This is a genomic window from Gilliamella sp. B3817, assembly GCF_026536705.1.
Taxonomy (GTDB): domain Bacteria; phylum Pseudomonadota; class Gammaproteobacteria; order Enterobacterales; family Orbaceae; genus Gilliamella; species Gilliamella apicola_I.
Window position 1 is genome coordinate 137699 of sequence record NZ_JAFNNV010000002.1, and the last position, 19450, is coordinate 157148.

Here is a 19450-nt window from a genome sequence, read left to right on the forward strand (position 1 = left end):
GAATTTTGCATACTATTAGCCAAGATTAACTTGCTCAAAACATGAAAGATAAATTTTTAATGAAAATTAACTTAACTTCACTAAGTTAAACACGTAAGAATGATTATTTAGCTGGCAGAAGAGAAGTTTTATAATTTTTAGTCACCAAAATAGAATAACTGAGGAACGTCATGATTGATTTCTTTATTTGCCAGCTAATCTGAGAATGTTTGCACCATTTTTTTAAATATCACTCAAACCAAATCATTGATGCCATTCTTCCTGTTCGGTTTTCTCGTCGATAAGAAAAGAATTTATCTTGTTCTGTATAAGTACAATAATCACCACCAAATATTTTATTTACACCTGTTGAATTCAAACGTTGTTTGGCAATTAAGTAGAGATCGGCCAAATATTTTTGCTCTGGTATATTGATTAATTTAAATGCACTTTTTGCTTCTGGATCGATGGCCTCAAATTGTTTTTTTATTTCTTCCCCTACTTCATATTTTTTGGCACTTATGGCTGGTCCCATCCAAACCATAATTTCGGATGGTTTACAGGAGAATTTTTTAACGGTTTCTTCTAAAATTCCATTGCACAATCCTCGCCAACCCGCATGCGCTGCCGCGACCTCATCGCCTTTCGAAGAGCAAAATAATAAAGGCATGCAATCGGCTGTTAACACAACACACACTTGCTTTGCTTGATGAGTATAAGCCGCGTCAGCTTCAAATATTTGTTTATTATTAACGATTCCAGTGGGGGGTTGTAATTTTATTTGTGAAATATCAAGGGCGACAGTACTATGAGTTTGATTAAGCCAATAAGGTTCGCTGGGTATTTGTTCAGCGGTAATTAAGCGTTTTCGGTTTTCTGCAACATCATTTATATTATCACCGGTACGCCCTCCCATATTTAAACTTTCAAATGGCGGCATACTGACACCGCCCATTCGTGTTGTGGTCAACGCTCGAACATTTTTCGGCGCAAACCAGTAAGGATAAATCGATTTAATCATTTTTCTTTCACCAATCCAGCTCATGTTTATATAATTCTGTATCTTCTTGTAATGCTTCAACTAGTCTTTGCATATCTTCTGGTATAGGCGCATGCCATTCCATTTGCTCACCCGTTACTGGATGATATAACCTTAACATAGTTGCATGTAATGCTTGCCTATCAAATTCTCGTAATGTGTTAATAAGTGTTTCGCTGGCCCCTTTTGGTGGTCTTGGACGTCCGCCATAAAGAGGATCACCGACCAAAGGATGAGCAATATGTGCTAAATGTACTCGAATTTGGTGTGTTCGTCCAGTTTCTAATCGTAAACGCAATCTTGTATGCAATCGATATTTTTCTAAAACACGATAATGTGTTACAGCAGGTTTTCCTGTCGGAAACACAGCCATATGAGTTCGTTTGGTAGGGTGTCTGGTAATCGGCTGATCTATCGTTCCTCCCGCCGTAATAATACCCATAGCTACCGCTTCATACTCACGGGTTATTTCTCTTAATTGTAGCGATTCGACTAAATGCGTTTGGGCAACGATAGTTTTAGCAACGACCATCAAACCGGTCGTGTCTTTATCCAACCGATGAACAATACCTGCACGTGGAACGCGAGCAATTTCAGGACAGTAATGTAATAACGCATTTAATACTGTGCCATTTGGATTACCTGCACCTGGGTGAACAACTAAATCTTGTGGTTTATTTATCACTAAAATATCATCATCTTCATAAACAATATCTAATTTAATATCTTCTGGTTGATGATAAGTCTCTTCTTCAATCTCAGCATGAATAATAATTTTTTCACCACCCAATACTTTCTCTTTGGGTTTATTAACTATCACATCGTTTACTAATACTTTATTATTGATAATCCAGTCTTTAATTCTTGAGCGAGAATAATCGGGGAAAAGTTCTGATAATGCTTGGTCTAAACGCATCCCAAGTTGAGTTGACTCAATTTGATTTGATAATTTTAATTCTTGCATATGTAATTTATCTATTTTAAGCTGATATGTTTTAGAGTATTATATACTAATCATAACGGTTATTGTTTATTTTTTGGATTGGAAACTGAATGAAATTACGCTTACACTCGTTATTGGCTATCGCATTAAGTGGTGTGCTTATTGGTTGTACATCAACAAAGCCTGATGTTGAAAATGTATCAGAGGTTGAACTCCATAGTAAAGCACAAGATGCACTTAATAGTGGTAATTTAAAATCAAGTATTACTGTTTTAGAAGCATTGGATAAAAGTTACCCTTTTGGTCCCTATTCTCAACAAGTTCAACTTGATTTAATTTATGCATATTACAAAACTGCAGATTTACCACTAGCTGTAGCCTTAATAGACCGTTTTTTAAAATTGAATCCGACTCATCCAAATGTTGATTGGGTGATATATATGCGCGGCCTATCTAATATGGCTCAAGATGACAATATGATTCAGGGTTGGTTCAATGTTGATCGTTCAGATCGCGATTCCCAATATGCGATCACGGCTTTTAAAGATTTTTCCTACCTCGTTTCCAGTTTTCCATCAAGTTATTATGCCGCTGATGCACAAAAACGCTTAGTTTTTTTAAAAAATAGAATAGCACGATATCAGTTAAAAGTGGCTGAATTTTACACCAAACGTGGGGCGTATGTCGCTGTCATTAATCGTGTGACACAAATGCTATCCCTATTTCCCGATACAGATTCAACAAAATCTGCTCTATTGTTAATGCGCAATGCTTATCAAGAATTAGGGTTAACGGCAGAAGTCGAAAATGTTGATAAACTTATTCAAGCTAATCTTGAAAACATACCCAAAGAGCAACAAAAGTCATTCTTTTCACGGTTTACTAGCGTCTTTAATGGCGGCTAATTAACCATTAATCACTTCATATCCAAATTTGTATAAAATCGAGTATGGCTATTTAATTGTTTAAATAGCCATATTAGTATTTTATCATCAAGAAACATTGCCTCGTTACCTTCTGACATATAAATAACGGTATACTCCATGATCATCATTTATATTTGTTAATGCTTTTGTTAGTTCTTGGGTAAGTTTAGTTGATAAAGTTGTATCCGATGAGGATAATGTAAAATCTGGCTTTATAATTTGTTCTTCGACATATTGTATAAATTGAAGAAATTGATCAATATCTTTTTTGGATAAATATATACTTTTTGCCATCATCATATTAATAAGCTTATTGTTAAACTCCAAAATAATCGTTTGATATAGCACTACGGTACTTTTATACATTATTACTGTTTTTAATGCTGACCATTGAAACGTTTGATTCAATGTTTTATGGTCATCAATACTAATCGAATATGAATTGACATTAATCGTCATTTTTTTACGAAACAAGCGAGCAATACATATAGCAAACAGAAAGATAGAAAATAATTCAGGAACAAGCAGTCCAACAATAAAAATGACCTCAAAGTACCGGTTGGGAATCATCGGCATGATCGCATCAGAGAAAAATAAATACATGAGACAACCAAGGACTAAAACACCAAAGCAACAAATGAGTATCATTAAATTTTTAAATGAGCGCTGAGTAAAACAACGAAATTCAAATGTACGATTTTCCATAAGCTATTCCTTATATTTTTTTAGAAATATATCTTAAGTTTTTTTTAAATACTTTGAGAAGAAAAGATTTATTTCTTTTTATTTATATTGTTAACTTTATTGTGTTTAATTCATATAAATATTGGTATCAAATCATTCTTCTTGTTTCTTACATCGTTTATAAAACGTGCCAATAGAGTTACCAAATTATTTTTTATTAGCAATAATAGATAGGACATATATTCATCACGTAAGAACAATATTGCCTAGATGAGATTGAAGCCCCAAAAGTCGATGAACTTATTTAAACCAATTTCGAAAATATACCGGTTGAAGAGAAAAATCATTCTTTCTCGTATCTTAAGTGTGTTTAATGGTGGTTAATATATTGACCAATTAAAAGGCAGTTAACGTTTATCAAAACAGTTGATGGCTATTTAACCATTCAATAGCCATTGTTTTATCACTAATTTATAAACAACATATGCGCATTAGCTACTTTCTGATATAAAGGTAACGATATTCTAAATCATGTGAAACATCCACTAGAAATTCAGCTGTTTTAGATGATAAAGTTTTATCCACCGAGAATAATGTAAAATCTGGTTTGAGAACTTGTTCATGAAGATATTGTGTAAATTCAAAAAATTGATCGATATCTTTTTTGGATAATAGTGGAATTCTTCCCTTTACTATCTGCATATTAATACGCTCATTGTCAAATTCCAGGATAAGTGTCTGATTAATCCAAACAGCGTTTTCGACTTTAAACATTATTACTTTTTGTAATGCTGACCATTGAAACATTTGATTCAATTTTTTATGGTCATCAATATTAATCGAATATGAATTGACATTAAACGTCATTTTTTTACGGAATAAACTCACAATACTTATAGCAAACAAAACGCCAGAAAGTAAGCTCAACACAAGGATTCCACCAAAAAGAATCTCCATAAAATATTGTTTGGGGATCAAAGGCATGACAGCATCAGAGGTAAATAAAAAAATGAGATAACCTGCGACAAATGAAGCAAAGCTAATAACTGATATAACTAAAACAATAAATGAGCGACGAGTGAAACAACGAAATCCAAATGTACGATTTTCCATAAGCTATTCCTTATATTTTTTAGAAATATATCTTAAGTTTTTTTAAATATATTGAGAAGCAAAGATTTATTTCTTTTTATATTGTTAACTTTATTGATTTTAATTCATATAAATATTGGTATCAAATCATTCTCCTTGTTTCATATATCGTTTGTAAAACGTGCCAATAACCAATACAATTAGCAAATTATTTTTTATTAGCAATAATAGATAGGACATTAATTCGTCATGCAAGAACAATATCGCCCAGATGAGATTGAAGCCAAAGTTCAACAACATTGGCTAGAGAACAAAACATTTCACGTTACTGAAGATGCATCTAAAGAGAAGTATTACTGCTTGTCAATGCTTCCTTATCCTTCAGGTCGTTTGCATCTTGGTCATGTCCGTAATTATACAATCGGTGATACGATCTCACGTTATCAACGTCTAAATGGTAAAAATGTATTACAACCAATAGGTTGGGATGCTTTCGGTTTACCCGCTGAGGGGGCGGCAGTAAAAAACAATACCGCACCAGCAAAATGGACTTACGAAAATATTGCTTACATGAAAAAGCAATTACAATTATTAGGTTTTGGTTATGATTGGGATCGTGAAGTCACCACTTGCCGACCAGAATACTACAAATGGGAACAATGGTTTTTTACTAAACTTTATGAAAAAGGTTTAGTTTACAAAAAGACTTCAGCAGTTAACTGGTGCCCTAACGATCAAACTGTACTGGCGAACGAACAAGTCGTTGAAGGTTGCTGTTGGCGCTGTAATACCCCCGTCGAGCGTAAAGAGATCCCACAGTGGTTTATCAAAATTACTGACTATGCCGAAGAGCTACTCAATGATTTAGATACGCTTGAAGATTGGCCAGAACAAGTTAAAACAATGCAACGAAACTGGATTGGTCGTTCTGAAGGGGTCGAATTTGATTTTGCTGTAGAAAACTACAATGATAAATTGCGTGTTTATACAACCCGCCCTGATACCTTAATGGGCGTAAGTTTTGTCTCAGTTGCCGCTGAGCACCCACTAGCACAATTAGCAGCGAAAAATAATCCGAAAATTGCTGAATTTATTGCAGAATGCAAAAATACCAAAACGGCAGAAGCCGATATGGCAACAATGGAGAAAAAAGGCATCGCTACTGGATTTTATGCTATTCACCCGTTAACGGGTAATAAAGTGCCGGTATGGATTGCCAACTTTGTCTTAATTGAATATGGCACTGGTGCTGTGATGGCAGTACCGGGACATGATGAGCGAGATTATGAGTTTGCATCAAAATATAATCTGCCAATTAAACCAGTTATCTTAAATCAAGATGGGCAAGCTCCTGACCTGTCTGAAAATGCTTATACTGAACATGGTAAGCTATTTAACTCGGGTGAATTTGATGGACTTAATTTTGAGCAAGCATTCAATGCGATCGCCGACAAATTGACTGCATTGGGTATTGGTGAGCGTAAAGTTAATTATCGCTTGCGTGATTGGGGTGTTTCCCGTCAACGTTATTGGGGCGCACCGATTCCAATGGTCACCCTTGAAGATGGAACCACCATTCCGACACCAGAAGACCAATTACCGGTTATTTTACCTGAAGACGTCGAAATGAATGGAATAACCAGTCCAATTAAAGCCGATCCAAATTGGGCAAAAACGACTGTTAATGGTCAAGCGGCATTACGAGAAACCGATACCTTTGATACCTTTATGGAATCATCATGGTATTACGCACGTTATACTTGTCCGCACTATGACAAGGGCATGTTAGATGAAAAAGCAGCGAATTACTGGTTACCTGTCGATCAGTACGTTGGTGGTATTGAACATGCCATTATGCATTTACTTTATTTTAGATTCTTCCATAAATTAATGCGTGATTTTGGCTTAGTCAGTTCTGATGAACCAGCTAAACGATTACTTTGTCAAGGTATGGTACTTGCTGATGCATTTTATTATACCAGTCCAACAAACGAACGCATTTGGGTATCACCGACCGAAGTCACCATTGAACGTGATGAAAAAGGTCGCATTTGTAAAGCAATCGACAGCAAAGGCAATGAACTTGTGCATGCAGGTATGACTAAAATGTCGAAATCGAAAAATAACGGCATCGATCCACAGGAAATGGTTGAAAAATATGGTGCTGACACAGTTCGATTATTTATGATGTTTGCCTCGCCTGCTGATATGACGCTTGAATGGCAAGAATCAGGTGTTGAAGGGGCTAACCGTTTTATTAAACGCGTTTGGCGTTTAGTGTATGAATATGCACAGCAAGGTAAAAGTGTCAAATTAGATGTGACACAATTGAATGCTGAACAAAAAACATTGCGTCGTGAACTTCATAAAACCATTGCCAAAGTCAGTGATGATATTGGACGTCGACAAACATTTAATACGGCAATTGCTGCTGTCATGGAGTTTATGAATCGTCTACAAAAAGCACCTTTAGAAAACGATCAAGATTATGCATTAATGAACGAAGCTTTAAACGCGATTGTTCGTTTACTTTATCCAATGATTCCGCATGTCTGTTTTATTATGTGGCAAGCATTAGGACATAGTGAATCAATCGATGATGCAACATGGCCGATTGCTGATGAATCAGCGATGATTGAAGATGAAAAACTCATCGTAGTACAAATTAATGGTAAAGTACGGGGCAAATTCACTGTACCTGCTAATGCTGAGCAAGATTTTGTTGTAGAACAAGCTAAACAAGAACCTAATATACAAAAATATTTGGCAGATGTGACTATTCGTAAAGTCATTTATGTACCAGGTAAATTATTGAATTTGGTTGTTGGTTAATATTGTTAATAACGAAAATTGGTGGTAATACTTATGAAAAAATATATCGTCTTAATCATGCTAATGGCAATATCACTGACAGGGTGTGGATTTCATTTGCAAAATGAAACAGAGATACCTGCACGATTTAAAACCATGTCTTACGTAAGTTATGATCCTTACGGTAAATTATCAAGATATGTTAAAGAACTCTTGCATGATAATCATATCACACTAGTCAATGATGATGCTTCAGGCAAATATCCGACACTGAATATCACCAATGAAAATATTGATCGTAATACCATATCGATTTATCAAGACGGTAAAGCTGCTGAATATCAATTAGTTTTAACCGTCCATGCTCAAGCCGTAATCAATGGTAAGCAAATATATCCAATTAATGTACGGATATTCCGTACATTCTTTGATAATCCGTCAACGCCATTATCCAAAACAGCAGAGCAAAATTTAATCGAAGACGAAATGTATAGGCAAGCAGCAAAACAGATTATAGGTAAATTAAAATCTGTAGATGCCAAAAAATAACGATGTTATGATTAAAATCAATGCTGATCAAATTACTAATCACCTAGGATCACCCTATTATTTATTAGTAGGAAGTGATCCCTATCTGCAACATTATGCACAAACTCGATTGCGTCATACTTTTAAACAGAAAGGATTCGATGAGCAACTGACATATACGATAGACAATCAAACCGATTGGTCAGCAATTTATGACAGTTGTCAGGCATTAAATCTATTTTCGAATAACACGCTTATCTTTCTTGATTTTGGTGATAATGCATTAAATACAGCCTTAATAACAAAGCTTAATACACTAAGTGACGTTTTAACCCCTGAAATTGCGCTAATAATCAGTTTAAACAAAATCACTAAAACCCAGGAAAACGCAACATGGTATAAAGCGTTAAACGATAAACTTGTTGTCGTTAATTGCGTCACGCCCGATACCTTACAATTACCTCATTGGATAAAAAGTCATCTTCAGCACAGACAAATAAGCATCGAACCACAAGCGATTGAACTACTTTGTTATTATTATGAAGGTAATTTACTCGCATTAACACAAATTATTGAACAATTAAAATTACTATATCCAAATCATACCATTAGTTATGATCAAGTTGAAAATAACATTAATGATTCGGCTGTATTTACGCCTTATCATTGGATTGATGCCATGGTTGCCAATAAATCTAAACGTGCAACACATATATTACACCAACTAAAAATGAATGATTTGGAACCACTGATTTTAATGCGAATTTTTCAACGAGAGCTAATTCTACTTATTAATTTAAAAAAATCTTCAGAAAAAAAATCGCTTAAACAAACGTTTGATGAATATAAAATATGGCAAAACAAAAGAGCTTTATATACCGCCTATTTAACGCGTTGTGATATCAAAAATTTATTTACCACTTTGGCAAAATTGACCGATATTGAGATCGGTTTAAAGCATGATAGCCAATTGCAAATTTGGGACAATTTGACCAGTTTGATGATGCAATTTATGGGATTAAATCAATGCTAACCGCTTTATTTGGTGGCACGTTCGATCCTATTCATTATGGTCATCTACGCACTGCAATTTCATTAGCGCAAGAAGTGGGTTTGACACAGATAGTTTTATTACCCAATAAAATACCACCACATAAAGCGCAACCAGAAGCAACCACACAACAGCGTCTGGCAATGTTAGCATTAGCCATTGAAGATTTACCTTTGTTTACCGTTGACACCTGTGAAATTGTTCCTAGCACTGTAAATCGACCTTCTTATACCATCGATACTTTAAAGCAATGGCGTCATGAAAACGGGAAAACCGCATCACTTGCATTCATTATGGGGCAAGATTCATTACTGAATTTGCCCAGTTGGTATAAATGGCAATCATTACTCGATTATTGCCATTTGATTATTTGTCAGCGACCAAATTATGCCGCAAGAACTGATAATGTTGAATTTCAACAATGGATTGATAAAAATCGTACGACTAATATAAAAAATTTGCATGATTCTGCTCAAGGATGTATCTATTTTTCTGATACGCCTTTAGAAAATATTTCAGCAACGCAAATCAGGCAAAAAATTAAGAATCAACAAAGTTGTGAAGGTCTATTACCACTAAAAGTTTGGCAATATATCCACCAACAAGGTCTTTACCAGACAAAGAAAATTTAGAAATGACTTTACTTCTGGGAGTTTTTTCGGCATTATTTTGCGGCGATACTTATATGTTGTAAGTTGAGCTTTTTTATGTTTATACACACTATCATTTTATCTTATGATAAAATACTGAACTAGTCATTTAAGAAAAGCATCCAAAGTTGACTTTTCTTTCCCTCAAAAATAAAAGGGATATCATAAACGAGTTGTGTATAGTTAATTTGTTTTTATTATTAAGAGGCCCCAATGGCAAAAGAAGATAACATTGAAATGCAAGGTACCATACTTGATACTCTTCCTAACACGATGTTTCGTGTTGAACTTGAAAATGGTCATGTCGTTACTGCACATATTTCTGGCAAAATGCGAAAAAACTATATTCGTATTTTAACTGGCGATAAAGTTACTGTTGAAATGACGCCTTACGATCTTTCTAAAGCACGTATCATCTTCCGTAGTCGCTAATATCGTTATCAAACTTGTTATTTAAAAATTAATTAACCTTATTGGTTATTTTTCTCTTTTTTAATAAAATTCCGTCGACATAAATGTCGACGGAAGAGAAAATTTTAACCAACTTTCTCAAACTAATCCGTTTGAGAAAAATCCATATCTTCGTATTTCACCCATTTAGTTTTCTTCACAATCTTATAACCCAAATAAATAATAAAGAATAACGGGATACCGACATAAGTCGCTATTACACCATTCCAATCAATGGTATCTTGTAAAAATGCTTCATAGTTTTGCCCAAGGGTGATGGTGAGACAAAGTACAAAAGCAAATATAGGGCCAAAAGGGAAACAACTTGAACGATAAGGTAATTTATTCACATCAAAACCTTGAGCCATATATCCTTTTCTGAATCGATAATGACTAATCGCAATCCCAAGCCAAGCAATAAATCCGGTCATCCCCGACATATTAAGAAGCCATAAATAAACTTCTTGATCTTTATACATTGATGTTAAAAAACATAACATAGCAACAAATGTTGTGGCTAATAATGCAAATCGAGGCACCCCCGTTGAAGATAATCTTGAAAAGATTTTAGGTGCTTTTCCTTCTTTTGCTAAGGCATATAGCATACGTGTCGAGGCATATAGACCAGAATTACCTGCGGATAAGACTGACGTTAAAATAACCGCATTCATTATTGCTGCTGCCGATAATAAGCCCGCATGTTGGAATACTAATGTAAATGGGCTGACACTAATGTCGGTCTCCTCATTACGAAGTAAATTAGGATCGGTATAAGGAATAATTAAACTGATGACTAAAATTGCAAAAATATAAAATAGTAAAATACGCCAAAAAACTTGTTTCATGGCTTTAGGAATATTTTTTTCAGGATCTTTTGATTCGCCGGCTGCAATACCAATGAGTTCTGTGCCTTGGAATGAAAAACCAACCACCATAGCAACACCAATCATCGAAGAAAAGCCACCAACAAAAGGCGCATCACCAACAGTCCAATTTTGCCAACCAGTGCTTTCACTCCCACGTAAAATACCGACAATCATTAATAAGCCAACTGCAATAAAAATGATAACAGTTACAACTTTAATTAATGAGAACCAGAACTCAGCTTCGCCAAAACCTTTGACAGAAATATAATTTAAACAGAAGATAATGCTTAAGAATAGCAAACTCCAAAGCCAACTATACGCTCCGGCATCAAACCAATACGAAATCACCAACTGCGCAGCAACCAGATCGACCGCGACGGTAATTGCCCAGTTGTACCAATAATTCCAACCAATCGCAAATCCGAACGCCTCGTCAACATAACGCGCGCCATAAGTCGCAAATGTCCCAGATACAGGTAAATATGCTGCAAGTTCACCAAGGCTGGTCATTAAAAAGTACACCATTACACCAATAATGGCATAGGAAAGCAAAGCACCGCCAGGCCCTGCCTGTGCAACTGTCGCACCGGATGCAACAAAAAGCCCTGTCCCAATTGAACCACCGATTGCAATCATGGCTAAATGGCGAGCCTTTAAATCCCGTTTTAATTTATTTTTCATAACAAAAATCTTCTTTTAAAGAGAGTAAAGGTAATTAAGAAAACTTCAGTTTCCAATCGGATATTTTAACAAATTGATAGAAAACACTATTTATCTTAATTATTGTGTATATTTATCATTAAATAATGAAATGCGGTGAAGTGTATCAAAAAAAAAACAACACGAGATAAATAATTCTAATAATAGCGCAAGTTTGTTAAATATTAGCAATATTCAGGCGCTAGTGACCTGTTCTAATTGAGTTAAATAATCTAAAGCTTGTTCACGATTACTGCCACACATTTCCATACACGGCTTTAATCGACAACAAACCTTTGGTCTGGAGGATTGTCCAAAGAGTTGACATTGAAAACGACTATCTAAATGGATACAGGGCACACCGGCAGGCTTGCCATTGGGCATTCCGGGAATAATGGACGAAATCGAAGGTGCAATACAGCAGGCCCCACAATTTTGACGACATTTAACCAATTCTGTCATAAGATTCCTTTAATTTAAGGAACATCGATAAATTTTGATGGTGACAATAGCAAGATAGCGGTAAAATAGCGAGCTAAATTTTAAATTCAATTTTAAAACCTTACAAAGAAACTATTATGGCAAAAGCAAATGAAATAAAACGTGGCGATGCCGTCACTTATAATGGCAAATTATTACTGGTTAAAGACATTGATGTTCAAAGTCCAAGTGCCCGTGGTGCAAGTACACTCTATAAAATGCGTTTTACCGATGTCAAGACAGGCGGTAAAGTTGAAGAGCGATTTAAAGGTGACGATATTATCGAAACCATTGAACTTTTTCGACGTCCAGTCAGCTTTTCCTATATCGATGGTGATGAATATGTCTTTATGGACAATGAAGACTATACGCCATTTATTTTCAAAAAAGCACAAATTGAAGAAGAACTTCTTTTTATTCCAGAAGGTGGCATGAACGGCATTCAAGTACTCATGGCTGATGGCGAAGTCGTTGCATTGGAATTACCACAAACGGTTGATCTAGAAATTATTGAGACCTCACCAAGTATCAAAGGGGCATCAGCAAGTGCTCGTACTAAACCAGCCACATTATCAACAGGACTTGTTATTCAAGTTCCAGAATATATTGATAACAATGAAAAGGTCAAAATTCATATCGCCGAACGTCGTTATATGGGACGATCAGAATAACGTATTAATTTGTCATGAAAACCTATAATCAAAACAAACTCCATAAACGATTGCGTCGCCTTACTGGTGAAGCGATCGCTGATTTTAATATGATCGAAGAAGGCGATCGTATTATGGTCTGTTTATCAGGCGGTAAAGATAGTTATACCTTGCTTGATATTTTATTAAATTTAAAGATCAGTGCGCCTATTAATTTTGATCTTATTGCCGTTAATTTAGATCAAAAGCAACCTGGATTTCCTGAGCATGTATTACCGCAATACCTTGAGTCATTAGGCATTGAATATAAAATAGTTCAAGAAAATACCTATGGTATTGTTAAAGAAAAAATACCAGAAGGTAAAACAACTTGTTCGCTTTGTTCACGTCTGCGCCGTGGAATTTTATATCGCACCGCAACCGAACTGGGCGCCACGAAAATTGCTCTAGGTCATCATCGTGACGATATTTTAGAAACCTTGTTTTTAAATATGTTCTACGGCGGTAAACTAAAAGCAATGCCACCCAAATTAATGAATGATTCAGGTGAACATATCATTATTCGTCCGCTTGCGTATTGCAAAGAAAAAGACATTGCAAAATATGCTGAAATTAAGCAATTCCCAATTATTCCTTGTAACCTTTGTGGTTCACAGCCCAATTTACAACGTCAAGTGATTAAAGAGATGCTTAATGAATGGGATAAAAAATATCCCGGACGCATTGAAACCATGTTCCGTGCAACCCAAAATATCACCTTATCGCATCTTTGTGATACTTCACTTTTTGATTTCAAAGGAATTAAAAAGGGGGATCACGTAATTGATGGAGGAGATATAGCATTTGATCACGAAGATATGCCCCAACCGATTGGATTTGATGCATCCGACCTTGAAGATCAAGACATGATCTTATGGAAAGAAGTTAAATAAATCTTTATATTATCGCTATTTTGTAAAATTATCCCACTCAACAATTTAGTGGGATAACAAATCTAAAACATCATTTTTTCGTCAATTTTAATAGCGTTAACTCACTGATAACATTCAATCGATTATTCTATCGATAAAGTTTAAATTGATTATCAACATTAATATTTTTTCAATTTATTAACCATTTAGACCAACTCTGATTGACGATTTGTTTTTCCTCAACAAAACAGGAGTTATCAACCGTGCTGGGTAATAGTTGTAATGATAATTGATGAATTTCGTTACGCATATCTATATAAGCTTGAGTGAGCTTTTGGGCTTCATCCTGTTCCATAATCTGATAATTAGCGGCTAATTCTAATATCCGAACATTATCGCTCCAAGTTGTCATTTTAGGATAATGATGTGCGTAATTAAGCACAAGATACTGTGATAAAAATTCAATATCCCCTATTCCACCCTGATCAATTTTTAAATTAAATAAATCTAGTTGAGTTGACCCCAAATGAGTACGCATTTTTTCACGCATTTCTCTAACTTCGGTTTTTAATTGATGTTCATCACGTACTTTACAAAGTACTTTATGTCGGATTTGTTTAAAATGCTCAATAAGTTCAACTTCGCCATAAATGGCTCTGGCGCGGACTAATGCTTGATGCTCCCAAGTCCATGCTTCATGCATTTGATAGTCCTCAAAAGCAGCTAAACTACAAGCTAATAAACCCGCTTCCCCTTGCGGACGTAAACGAATGTCAACTTCATACAAAATACCAAAACTGGTACGTACATTGAATAAATGGATTATACGCTGAACTAAGCGAAGATAGAATTGACGACTATCTATCTGTTTTTCACCCGTAGTCATACTGTTAACAGGGCAGTCATGTAAAAAAACTAAATCTAAATCCGACCCATAACCCAGCTCCCAACCGCCCAATTTACCATAAGCAATAACCACTAAACCTTTATGATCATCAGTAAGATGTTCTGGCTTGCCATATCGAGCTATCATTTGATTCCATGCCATTTGAACAACAAAATCAAGGAGAGCTTCGGCCACAAACGTTAAATGATCACTGACTTTCATGGTGGTTAAAACATGCGCCACATCAGCAGCAGCGATATGCAATAACTGCATCTGCTTGAACTGGCGGAGCGCTTCAAGTTGTTGTTCTTCATCATCAACTTGAATGCGAAGCAAATATTGGTAAAGTTCACTTTTATATTCGTTAGGGGCAACCGTTTGATAAAGTGAATGAATATCGATCAGTTCATCTAACAAGATCGGATAATGTGCCAACTGATCACTAATCATCGGGGAAGCACTACACAACCGAATTAACTGCTTCAATGCGGTAGGATATTCAAGTAATAATTCTAAATAGGTGGTACGGCTAACAATATTGACTAACAAAGGAAAAATTCTTGCTAACACAATTAAGGCATTTTTTTCATTGCAGAGTATTTCTAATAATCTCGGCATAAGTTGATCAAGGATTTCTCGCCCACGCACACCTATTGTCCGTTTACCAATATCATTGCGAAATTGTAACAACAATTGACAAAGCTGATTTGCCGTTTGATCACAATAGTTAGGTAACACCGCTTTGACATCACTTAATTCTAAGTCTGGTACCCATAAATCATCAAACTTATCATTATATTGTTTAGACTGGGTGGATTCGGACTGTTCATCACCGATTAATTCATTGAATATTTCACGGTTGATCAACATTCTTTTTGCCAAGTCTTGTTCAAAGTTTTCCCAATTATTAAATCCCATACTGGTTGCTAAACGCATTTGATCTAGTTCATTGTCTGGCAAAGTTTGGGTTTGCTCATCATTAATCGCTTGTAAAAGGTTTTCACAACGACGTAAAAAAAGATAATTTTCTCGAAGTAAAATCACTTCATTGAGTTTCAGTAATGATTCTTGTTCAATAACCTGCAAAGCACTTAATAACGAACGTGTTTGCAATCCAACCACTCGACCACCTCGAATAAGTTGAAAAACTTGAACGATAAACTCAATTTCCCGAATGCCGCCAGCGCCAAGTTTAATATTGTTTTTTAAGCCACGACGACGGACTTCACGTTCAATCATACTTTTCATGTTTCGCAGTGATTGTAAAACACTAAAATCGATATAACGGCGATAAATAAAAGGTTTAAGCATTTGATAGAGTTCTTGGGTATAAGTATCATGCTGATCACCTAATACCTTTGCTTTCACCATTGCATAACGTTCCCAATCTCGACCTTGTTCTTGATAATAATCTTCCATAGAAGAAAAGCTAAGAACCAATGGACCACCATCCCCTAAAGGGCGTAAACGCATATCAACACGGTAAACAAATCCATCTTCAGTAATCTGATCAAGCGTTTTAATTAAACGTTGTCCTAAACGCGTAAAAAAAACAGCATTATCTAATTCTCGACGTCCGCCTTGTGTCTGTCCATGTTCTGGATAAGTGAAAATCAAATCAATATCAGACGAAAAGTTTAGCTCGCCACCACCCAATTTACCCATACCTAAAATCAATAACGGTTGGGGTTTACCTTGCATATTGCTTGGCGTTCCCCATTCTTGACAACTTAATGTATAGAGCCAATCACGAGCCCTTACAACAATTATTTCTGCCAATTCACTGAGTTGTAACAAAATCTGTTCATCACTACTTGCCTTTATTAATTGAGACCATGCTAAGCGAATTAGCATTTTATGGCGAAATTGCCTTAATATTTTCATTAACGAGGCTTCATCTATGACTGAAACTAACTGTTCATTCAACCAAGATTGATAATATTGTCTTTCATCTGCCAGTGGTGGGTTTTGTACAAAATCAGCAAGCCAATGTGGAAAACGAGAAAATGCCTCAACAAGAAAATTACTTTGCACTAAAATATCAAGGTTTGCTTGTACCAGTACTGGATCGCAATGTTGAAGCTGATTGATAACGCTTTGCTTTTGATCTTTAAAAAGATTAGATTGGGGCATTTTTCTGTCTCACACAAGGTATTATCGGGTTTGATTTGTTAGATCATTGCATCAACGCCATTTACTATAACCGAAAACATAATCTGAGTATTACGTTAAAATTCATTTTCACCAATACATCTATAACAACTTGTATTATGGCGTGATATTAATTTTATTTTTTGAATCAAATAACAGTTTAGTCATAATTCTAACCAGTATCGAACTTAAAATAAACACCATTGCTATCGTTATCCATGTATAACACAATAAAAAGTTATTGGAGAATCTATAGAATGCTTGTAAATATTCATACAGAAAAACAGATACCCAAAAAATTATTGCAACCAAGATACAATTGAAAATAAATATACATAACGAACTAAATATAAGCTTTTTCAGGTTTAAAATTTCTGTTACGCCTGTAAAACATTTTCTCAACAAAAAATAGCCTATCAAATTAGTCATGAATAAAAATAGAACTAAAATTGTTAGATTAATAATTGAACTTGTTAAACTGTGATAATAACCGAAAAAAATTAGAGGAAATAACAACGTGCTAAAATAACAATTATAAAGCGAAATAAATAACCCAAAATGTAACCGCTGACTTTCAGATTGAGTTAATACGTCATTGCTGCGAATAAAATTTTTATTAAACAATTTGATACTAAGATAAGTCCACAGTGTTATAAAAATATAACTAATTAATATGTTAACAAAATTAATCAATTCATAAGTTAGAGACGAAGAAGAGATAACAGAATTTGAATAATTAAGTTTAGATCTAACCCATAAAAAGATATCACTGTAGAAAAGCGATCGTCCTGCAACCTCCATTGAGGCAAATAAAATAGCAACAAGTAAAGTATTAATAATATTTCTCGAATTGACTTGATGAATGGAGTATTTATTAAATAATACGATGGAAACAACAAATAAAACAATCGAACAAGGTATTTGGAAGAAGAAGTTGATTACGACTTGCCTAGTTACATACCGAATAAATTGATTATTTGTCATATCTGACAGTAAAGGATAATCATTAAATCCAGTAACATAGACTATGATATATAAAATATTAAATAACCAATAAAATAAAACTAATAATAGTGGTAATTTAAAAAAAGTCTTGTTCAATTTCATTGTTATACCTATATTCCATTTATTTCAGAAATTAACCTAAGTTTGAGTTTTGTGTTTGCCTCGCTACAAGCAAACTTTATAATTGAGTCAATACGTTGTATCGCCATTTGCCACTGCTCAAAATCTGGCTCAATTTGAAGATTTAGGTTTATTAATACTTCGTTTATTTGAATAAGTAACTGTTTATAATAACTGAAATCATTATTTTCTAAAGCATATTCTTCGTTTTGTTGCCAAAAGTTGAGTAAATTTGGTAAATCTTGTTCAATTTGTGCAGAAAAGATTTCAGAAGTAACAGGTTTATTTAATAATAAACGGTAACCTCTTGAAGCCTTACTCTGCGAAAAAAGATGTAAGTTAAAACGACTTAATTCAATCGCAAAGTTAATCAAATCTTGTTTATTGCCTTGTTTTATTTCGAGTTCAACTTCTTGTATTGGTTTAAATTTACCATTTGAGGTTATTTTGCCTAAATCTAAAGCAACTTCAATTTCGCTATTCGCAAACGAGATTAACCACACTTGACGAGTAAAGTTAGTAGTAAAAAGTGGTTGTAAATTTTGCTGCAACTTTTCGATGTCACAATTGTTAGGAAATACGCCTACAGGAAATAGAGATAAATCGAGTTGTGGACAACTTAAATCAACATTATATTCAGCGCGTTCATGCAAACCGGCGATAGCATGACTATCACGTTTTAACGTCATTTCGTACTGTTTACTTTCGTTGCTTTCAGTTACTCTAAGTCTTAATCCACAATGATGATTTCGCAAATAATTATCCGCTGTGTCATAGTAACAGTTACACAAAGATAAGGTTGAAAATGTACGCTGATTGTTCGATAAGCTCGAAAACTCAAGCTCATCACTACTTGCCCATTGGTTTAAAAAAGATTGTAGATCAGCAATGTCACAATTATTTATCTGGAATTTTAACTCAATTTCATTACTCATGAATTTAAACGGGAATAGGATTTAATTTGCTATATCATATCCCGATTAATGAAATAAATATACACTATTAGGTGGGAATAAACAGTTGATCATCACTTTCTATAGTTAACCAACTGTTCAACTGAATTTATTATCACGTTTTAGGTTAAATTATTACTTCACTACTCGGAATGGGTTTGTTGATTTCTTCTCGGTTTTATCAGATTGCTGAATATCGGTTTCGCGTTGCTGTTTATATTCGGGTTCGTCTTCAAATCCCATGCCCACGCCATTTTCACGAGCATAAATGGCTTCTACGGCTGACATCGGCACAACAATATGTTGTGGCACACCCGAAAATCGCGCATTAAATTCAATTTTTTCATTTGTTGCCATATATTGCGCAACGGAATGTGGCGCAATATTTAACACGATCTGATTATCTTTCACAAACTCTTGCGGTACAAGAACACCGAATACCGAAGCATTTACCACGATATAAGGAGTAAGTTCATTATCAACAATCCAATCATAAAACGCCCTAAATAAGTAAGGGCGTCGAGCAGTCATTTGGTTTGGATCCATTTAGATTACCTTCTAAAATCACATAATAAA

The 19450-nt window shown here is 34.8% G+C and carries 16 protein-coding genes and 1 pseudogene; 8 read left to right on the forward strand and 9 right to left on the reverse strand.

Annotated elements, in window-relative coordinates; genetic code table 11:
• Positions 1 to 229: 229 nt before the first annotated feature.
• Complete coding sequence (gene pgeF, locus J3U36_RS03330; RefSeq protein ID WP_411623332.1) at positions 230 to 997, reverse strand: peptidoglycan editing factor PgeF; 768 nt, start codon at positions 995 to 997, stop codon at positions 230 to 232.
• Between the two features lie 10 nt (positions 998 to 1007).
• Positions 1008 to 1982: a 23S rRNA pseudouridine(1911/1915/1917) synthase RluD gene (rluD, locus tag J3U36_RS03335; RefSeq protein WP_267380742.1), complete on the reverse strand. Its 975-nt coding sequence runs from the start codon at positions 1980 to 1982 to the stop codon at positions 1008 to 1010.
• An 89-nt stretch (positions 1983 to 2071) separates the two neighbouring features.
• On the opposite strand from rluD, the pseudogene bamD reads away from it, so the two are divergent.
• Positions 2072 to 2794, forward strand: a pseudogene (gene bamD / locus J3U36_RS03340) (outer membrane protein assembly factor BamD); the annotation flags it as partial.
• Positions 2795 to 2971: 177 nt separating this feature from the next.
• On the opposite strand, the gene J3U36_RS03345 reads toward bamD, so the two are convergent.
• Together J3U36_RS03345 and J3U36_RS03350 are read right to left on the reverse strand one after the other, a co-directional pair.
• Positions 2972 to 3592: a hypothetical protein gene (locus J3U36_RS03345; protein ID WP_065559308.1), complete on the reverse strand. Its 621-nt coding sequence runs from the start codon at positions 3590 to 3592 to the stop codon at positions 2972 to 2974.
• 474 nt (positions 3593 to 4066) lie between these two features.
• Entirely contained in the window at positions 4067 to 4684 is a 618-nt protein-coding gene (locus tag J3U36_RS03350) for a hypothetical protein (protein WP_267360175.1), read from the reverse strand.
• A gap of 228 nt (positions 4685 to 4912) precedes the next feature.
• Between J3U36_RS03350 and leuS the strand changes: the two genes are divergently transcribed.
• The 5 genes from leuS to infA all read left to right on the forward strand — a co-directional run bounded on the left by leuS (position 4913) and on the right by infA (position 10135).
• Positions 4913 to 7495 carry a leucine--tRNA ligase gene (gene leuS, locus J3U36_RS03355; protein ID WP_267380744.1) on the forward strand — a complete coding sequence of 861 codons (2583 nt, stop codon included), beginning with the start codon at positions 4913 to 4915 and terminating at the stop codon, positions 7493 to 7495.
• 33 nt (positions 7496 to 7528) lie between these two features.
• A complete protein-coding gene (lptE, locus tag J3U36_RS03360; RefSeq protein WP_267352465.1) occupies positions 7529 to 8023 on the forward strand; it encodes an LPS assembly lipoprotein LptE in 495 nt (164 codons plus the stop codon).
• Between the two features lie 7 nt (positions 8024 to 8030).
• Positions 8031 to 9035 (forward strand): DNA polymerase III subunit delta, encoded by a 1005-nt coding sequence (gene holA, locus J3U36_RS03365; RefSeq protein ID WP_267380746.1) that lies wholly within the window; start codon positions 8031 to 8033, stop codon positions 9033 to 9035.
• Positions 9029 to 9685 carry a nicotinate-nucleotide adenylyltransferase gene (gene nadD / locus J3U36_RS03370; protein WP_267380748.1) on the forward strand — a complete coding sequence of 219 codons (657 nt, stop codon included), beginning with the start codon at positions 9029 to 9031 and terminating at the stop codon, positions 9683 to 9685. Before holA ends, nadD begins: the two co-directional genes overlap by 7 nt.
• A 231-nt stretch (positions 9686 to 9916) precedes the next feature.
• Entirely contained in the window at positions 9917 to 10135 is a 219-nt protein-coding gene (infA, locus tag J3U36_RS03375; RefSeq protein ID WP_025315083.1) for a translation initiation factor IF-1, read from the forward strand.
• 122 nt (positions 10136 to 10257) lie between these two features.
• Here infA and J3U36_RS03380 read toward each other — a convergent pair whose 3' ends face one another.
• On the reverse strand, positions 10258 to 11700 hold the full coding sequence (locus J3U36_RS03380) for an amino acid permease (protein ID WP_267360167.1): 1443 nt from the start codon (positions 11698 to 11700) through the stop codon (positions 10258 to 10260).
• A gap of 213 nt (positions 11701 to 11913) precedes the next feature.
• A complete protein-coding gene (locus J3U36_RS03385) occupies positions 11914 to 12180 on the reverse strand; it encodes a YkgJ family cysteine cluster protein (protein WP_267380750.1) in 267 nt (88 codons plus the stop codon).
• 116 nt (positions 12181 to 12296) lie between these two features.
• Between J3U36_RS03385 and yeiP the strand changes: the two genes are divergently transcribed.
• Both yeiP and ttcA read left to right on the forward strand, forming a co-directional pair.
• The gene (gene yeiP, locus J3U36_RS03390) at positions 12297 to 12869 is read left to right on the forward strand and encodes an elongation factor P-like protein YeiP (RefSeq protein WP_220216846.1); all 573 of its coding nucleotides are present in this window, start codon (positions 12297 to 12299) and stop codon (positions 12867 to 12869) included.
• A gap of 14 nt (positions 12870 to 12883) precedes the next feature.
• A complete protein-coding gene (gene ttcA / locus J3U36_RS03395; RefSeq protein WP_267360163.1) occupies positions 12884 to 13780 on the forward strand; it encodes a tRNA 2-thiocytidine(32) synthetase TtcA in 897 nt (298 codons plus the stop codon).
• Positions 13781 to 13949: 169 nt separating this feature from the next.
• On the opposite strand, the gene glnE is transcribed toward ttcA, so the two are convergent.
• The 3 genes from glnE to J3U36_RS03410 form a co-directional block, all read right to left on the reverse strand.
• Complete coding sequence (glnE, locus tag J3U36_RS03400; RefSeq protein ID WP_267380752.1) at positions 13950 to 16778, reverse strand: bifunctional [glutamate--ammonia ligase]-adenylyl-L-tyrosine phosphorylase/[glutamate--ammonia-ligase] adenylyltransferase; 2829 nt, start codon at positions 16776 to 16778, stop codon at positions 13950 to 13952.
• Between the two features lie 1133 nt (positions 16779 to 17911).
• Positions 17912 to 18856 carry an inorganic triphosphatase gene (locus J3U36_RS03405; protein ID WP_267380754.1) on the reverse strand — a complete coding sequence of 315 codons (945 nt, stop codon included), beginning with the start codon at positions 18854 to 18856 and terminating at the stop codon, positions 17912 to 17914.
• A 153-nt stretch (positions 18857 to 19009) separates the two neighbouring features.
• Positions 19010 to 19420 (reverse strand): ClpXP protease specificity-enhancing factor, encoded by a 411-nt coding sequence (locus J3U36_RS03410; RefSeq protein ID WP_267352457.1) that lies wholly within the window; start codon positions 19418 to 19420, stop codon positions 19010 to 19012.
• Between the last annotated feature and the right edge of the window lie 30 nt (positions 19421 to 19450).